This is a genomic window from Diaphorobacter ruginosibacter, assembly GCF_040396215.1.
GTDB classification, from domain to species: Bacteria; Pseudomonadota; Gammaproteobacteria; order Burkholderiales; family Burkholderiaceae_C; genus Diaphorobacter_A; species Diaphorobacter_A ruginosibacter_A.
This window is the reverse complement of the sequence record NZ_JBEBOW010000179.1, coordinates 1-5,481: the sequence shown is the minus strand read 5'-3', so window position 1 is coordinate 5,481 and position 5,481 is coordinate 1. Positions and strand designations below refer to the sequence as shown.

The window sequence follows — 5,481 nt, the reverse complement described above, 5'->3', positions numbered from 1 at the left end:
GTCACACTGTCGGTGCTGCCGTCCGGGTAGGTGACTGTCACGGTCGAGCCAGGCTCGGCTTCGCCGGTGATGGGGTCGTTGGCGTTGATCGGGTCCACGATCGGGGCGTCGGGGCTCGCTGCATCCACGGTCGCGCTGGCATCATTGCTTGTGTTACCGGCGGGGTCGGTGGCGTTCACCTTGACGGTATCGCCATCTTCCAGGCCAGGGTTCTTGAACTCGAACTTGCCGTCCTTGCCCACGGTCACGCTGTCGGTGCTGCCGTCGGGATAGGTGATCTTCACGGTGGTTCCGGGTTCGGCTTCGCCGGTGATCGGATCATGTCCATTGACTGGGTCGACGCTTGGAGCCAGCGGCGCAACCGCGTCCACAACCACCCTGGTGTCGTCGCTGGTGTTGCCGGCGGGGTCGGTGGCGACGAGTTTGAGGACGTCGCTGTCTTCCAGGCCAGGATTCTGGAATTCGAACTTGCCATCCTTGCCCACCACCACGCTGTCGGTGCTGCCGTCCGGGTAGGTGATGGTCACGGTCGAGCCGGGCTCGGCCTTGCCCGTGATGGGGTCATGAGCGTTGACTGGATCGACGATCGGCGCGGCCGGCGCAACTGCGTCCACGGTCGCCTCGGCTTCGCCACTGGTGTTGCCCGATGGGTCGGTGGCGACCACGGTGACGGTGTCGCCGTCTTTCAGGCCGGGGTTCTCGAACTCGAACTTGCCATCCTCGCCCACGACCTGGCTGTCAGTGCTGCCGTCGGGATAGGTGATGGTCACGGTGGAGCCGGGTTCGGCATTGCCCGTGATGGGGTCGTGCGCATTGATCGGGTCCACGACCGGGCTTTCTGGAGCGACAGCGTCCACTTCCAGCACGGCTTCCTCGCTGACATTGCCCGCGGCGTCCGTAGCCGTCACGGTGACGATATCGCCGTCGGCCAATGCCTCGGGAGGCGCCACGGAGAAATTGCCGTTCTCGTCCGCCACGACCGTGACCTTGGAGCCATCGGGGAAGGTCAGGGTGACGGTGGACCCCGGCTCGGCCGTGCCCGTGATGGGGTCGGATCCATTGGTGGGGTTGACGTGCGGCGCGTCGGGCGCAATCGCATCGACGGTCACGACGGTCGGGTCGCTCGCGCCGCCATCGCTGTTGGTGACCACGACGGAGACCTGATCGCCGTCATTCAGGCCAGGATTGGGCACGCTGAACTTGCCATCCGCGCCCACCACGGCAGTGGCCGTCGTTCCATTGGGGAAGGTCACCACGACGGTGGTGCCGGGCTCGGCGGTTCCGGTGATCGGGTCGATCCCGTTGACGGGGTCCACGGCAGCCGCGGCCGGGTGGATAGGCTCATCCTTGCCGCCGTGGGAATTCGTCATTCCAAGCAGCGCCGCCATGCCGCCTGCCCAGCCAAGCACCACGGGAAGAACGCCACCCGTCTGTTCCTCACCCACCAGCAGGGGATCGATCGAATAGAGATTGGAGTAGCCAAACGGCAGCGAGCCCTCGCCCGAGCCGAACTCGAGCAGCCAGAGGCCTTCCATATCGTCTTGCAACACCAGATTGTTCTGGCCGCCATCGAGTTGCGCGAAGAAGCCGCGCACGGTGACGGACTCACCGTTGTGCAGCTTGACGACCAGGTCGTCGCCGATGCGGACCATCTCCTTGACCTCGGCGCGTGTAGTCTTGATCTGCACGACCGACGCGTCATCCAGCCGGAAGTCAGCGGGCATGCCGTATTTGGATACAGCGGTCTTCTTGGAAACTACAACAATTTCAACGGGGCCAACGGAAGCGGACATAAAGAACTCCAGTCTCTAGGAAACAAACAGTCAAATGCGGAAAAACCTATCAACAAAAAATGTTGATAGGAAAAATTTAATCCAATAAACAGAATTTATGGGCGATGAGAGTTAATCAACAGACTGTCGCACTATCAATTCGCTACAGATGTTAATTTCATATATTCACCGCCTCTAATCCAGGAAGCAGCGAGATTAACGACAAAGGGAGGCAGCCTATTGATGTAAGTGCCACCTTCGACTGAATAACCCAATCACTAAAGATTTTTAACTATTGGCAAGTTGATCTTTACGATTTTTGACAGAGCACTGCCTCCAAGAAAAATGAGTATCTATCCCGTCCCATTCAAAGGCATTGACTTCTGCTATCTCGATGATTGAAATCTTTCCACACACTTAACACATCACTCTCCAGCCAATTCAATCAAATACTCGCAGAATATTCACAATCATTCATTCGACATATCAAATACAAACAGCTATTGATAAACTGACTGCTATTTATTAAGCCAATCTACAGATCCATTGCTGTTACAAACACCCTGATCAAATTCAATACTTGATGTTTATCAAATATTGAATGATATGCAAAACGCGGATGCCTTGAAATTCAGTGCGTGCGAATGCGACTGATGAAGCAATCGGCATTGCTCGGCGGCAATATGAGTGTGAATGCGCGTATTTCAAAATATTCATCAAATATGAGAACAAATGGGAATATTTGATATGGATACTCGCTGTTCCCGCGCCTATTACCCACCGCCTGCCGAGCCAGCTCGGAATGCGCGCCAAACATATGCCGCGCTCTGAAAGCGGCTGAAACACCCGCCCAATCGAAGCATCGCGCCGAAGCAGGCAGCGGCGAGGCCAGTCAACGACACATCCGGGCCGCGCCAATGCCTCCCAGGCTGCGGAAGGGAAAACGGCCGGGCCGGACACTCCTTCACGAACGCCATGGAAGGCGGAGCACCCTGCTTGCGGAGACAGCCAAAAGCAGTGCGGCGGGCGGGCAGGCTCCACAAACAAGAACAGACCCGCGGGGGGTCTGTTCTGTCGGTGTGCGGGGGCCGGCGCGGCGAAGATCCCGGGAGCGGGCGCCGCGCCTGCTTGCTTTTGCCTACTTGTGAAGGCCGAGTTTTTCGTTGAGCCTGCGCTGCACGTCCGACGAGACGAACTTGTCCACCTCGCCTCCCAGCGACGCGATCTCGCGCACGAAGGTGCTGCTGATGAACTGGTACTTGTCGCTCGGGGTGAGAAAGACCGTCTCCACCTCCGGCATGAGGTGGCGATTCATTCCCGCGAGCTGGAATTCATAGTCGAAGTCAGTCACGGCGCGCAAGCCGCGCACCATGGCCTTGCCGCCGCGCGCCACGACGAAATCGCGCATCAGGCCCCCAAAACTCTCCACTGTCACTTGCGGGTAAGGCTTCACCGCCTCAGTCACCATGGCGATGCGCTCCTCCAGGCTGAACAGGGTCTTTTTGTGGTGTCCCGCCGCGACGGCGACGATCACCCGGTCGAACAGTTGCGCGGCGCGGCGCACGATATCTTCATGTCCCAGGGTGATGGGGTCGAAAGTTCCGGGATAGATGGCCAGCACGTTTTGCGCCATGGGTGGGGTCTCCTCAACAAGCTCCGTCAGGCACGCCGCCCAAGGGCGCGCCACGGCGCATTATGCAATGCGCTGCGACATGCCTGCGGCACGCCTGCCGGGCGGCCTTTCGCGCGCCGTAGCCGCCTGGGTCATCCACTTTCGCTTCTGGCGGGAATTGCAACCAGGGTTGCGGAAAAGAGCCCGCACGCCGGGCCCCGGAAGGTCTACATTCAGGTATGCATCCGGAGGGGCCGCGCACGCCCGCCCTCCAAGAGAACCACCACCAGGAGACTTCATCATGTCCATTTCCGCAACCTCCCCGGCGCTCCCCGGCCCCGAGGCCTCGCGCGACGCATTTCTGGCGGCCCGCGACTTCCTGCTTCAGCACCGGGCCGACTACGACCGCGCCTACCAAGGCTTTCGCTGGCCCGCCCTGGGCGAATTCAACTGGGCGCTCGACTATTTCGATCACATGGCGAAGGGCAACGACGCCACCGCCCTGCACATCGTGGACGAGGACGGCGGCGAGACCAGGCGCAGCTTCCAGCAGATGAGCGAGCGCTCTTCGCAGGTCGCCAACTGGCTGCGCGGGCTGGGCGTCAGGCGCGGCGATCGCGTGCTGCTGATGCTGGGCAACGAACTCGCGCTGTGGGAGCTGATGCTTGGCTGCATCAAGCTGGGAGCGGTGATGATCCCTGCCACCATGCTGCTCACGGCGGACGATCTCCAGGATCGCCTCGAACGGGGCAAGGTGCGCCACGTGATCGTGGCCGGCGCCCATGTCGCCAAGTTCGCAGCGCTCGCGGGCGAATACACGCGCATCTGCGTGGGCGCGGCGCAAAGCGGCTGGCATGATTTCTCGCACGCCAGCCGGCAGCCCGCCGCATTCACGCCCGAAGGACGCACGCTGGCCGACGATCCCTTGCTGCTCTACTTCACGAGCGGCACCACGTCCAAGCCCAAGCTCGTGCTGCACACGCACCAAAGCTACCCCGTGGGACATCTTTCCACGATGTACTGGATCGGGCTTCAGCCCGGCGACGTGCATCTCAACATCAGCTCGCCCGGCTGGGCAAAGCATGCCTGGAGCTGCTTTTTCGCGCCATGGATCGCCGGCGCCACGATCTTCATCTACAACTACGCGCGCTTTTCCGCGAAGGCGATGCTGCAGGCGATGCGCGAGCACCAGGTCACCAGCCTGTGCGCGCCGCCCACGGTCTGGCGGATGATGATCCAGGAAGACCTCACCCGCTGGCGCGGCCAGTTGTCGCTGCGTGAAGTGATCGGCGCGGGCGAGCCGCTGAATCCCGAAATCATCGAGCAGGTCCAGCAGGCGTGGGGCCTCACGCTGCGCGACGGCTTCGGGCAGACCGAAACCTGTGCGCAGATCGGCAACACGCCGGGACAGATGCTCAAGCCCGGCTCCATGGGCCGCCCGCTGCCGGGCTACGACGTCGTGCTGCTCGACGTGGACGACAGGGAAAGCAACGAGGGCGAGGTGTCGCTGCGCCTTGCGCCGCGCCCCACGGGCCTGATGGTCTGCTATGAAGACAGTCCCGAGAAAACCCGTTCGGTGATGCGCGAGGGCTACTATCACACGGGCGATACCGCAACGCGCGACGAAGACGGCTACATCACCTTCGTGGGCCGCGCGGACGACGTGTTCAAGGCCAGCGACTACCGCATCAGCCCGTTCGAGCTGGAGAGCGCCCTGATGGAGCACGAGGCGGTCGCCGAGGTCGCCATCGTCCCCAGCCACGATCCGCTGAGGCTGGCCGTTCCCAAGGCGTACCTGATTCTTGTGGCTGACGCGCATCCGGGCAAGGAGCTGGCCGAGGAAATCTTCATCTTTGCCCGCGCGCGCCTTGCGCCCTACAAGCGCGTGCGCCGCATAGAGTTCGTCACCGAGCTGCCCAAGACCATCTCCGGCAAGATCCGCCGCGTTCAATTGCGCAAGGACGAAACCGAAAAGGCCAAGGCGGCCGGGCGCGGCCCGCAGGAGTTCTTCGAAGAAGATTTCCCCGGCCTGAAAGGTTGAAAAGGCCGAAGCGGCGGCCCACGCTCAGAACGTGTTCACGATCTCCTCGCGCCGCG

Annotated in this window: 3 protein-coding genes; 1 reads left to right on the top strand and 2 read right to left on the bottom strand. The window is 61.5% G+C overall.

All coding sequences use genetic code 11. From position 1 onward, the window contains the following. Together ABWP92_RS16080 and coaD are read right to left on the bottom strand one after the other, a co-directional pair. The coding region (locus ABWP92_RS16080; protein WP_353236414.1) for an Ig-like domain-containing protein at positions 1-1,793 on the bottom strand (1,793 nt) is incomplete at its 3' end. Positions 1,794-2,910: 1,117 nt separating this feature from the next. After that, positions 2,911-3,405 (bottom strand): pantetheine-phosphate adenylyltransferase, encoded by a 495-nt coding sequence (gene coaD, locus ABWP92_RS16075; protein WP_353236413.1) that lies wholly within the window; start codon positions 3,403-3,405, stop codon positions 2,911-2,913. A 280-nt stretch (positions 3,406-3,685) separates the two neighbouring features. Between coaD and ABWP92_RS16070 the strand changes: the two genes are divergently transcribed. Then, positions 3,686-5,425: an AMP-binding protein gene (locus ABWP92_RS16070; RefSeq protein WP_353236412.1), complete on the top strand. Its 1,740-nt coding sequence runs from the start codon at positions 3,686-3,688 to the stop codon at positions 5,423-5,425. Positions 5,426-5,481 lie beyond the last annotated feature (56 nt).

Bases quoted from the DNA above. Each gene is read 5' to 3' on its own strand.
- coaD (WP_353236413.1), bottom strand. From the start codon at position 3,405: ATGGCGCAAAACGTGCTGGCCATCTATCCCGGAACTTTCGACCCCATC.
- ABWP92_RS16070 (WP_353236412.1), top strand. From the start codon at position 3,686: ATGTCCATTTCCGCAACCTCCCCGGCGCTCCCCGGCCCCGAGGCCTCG.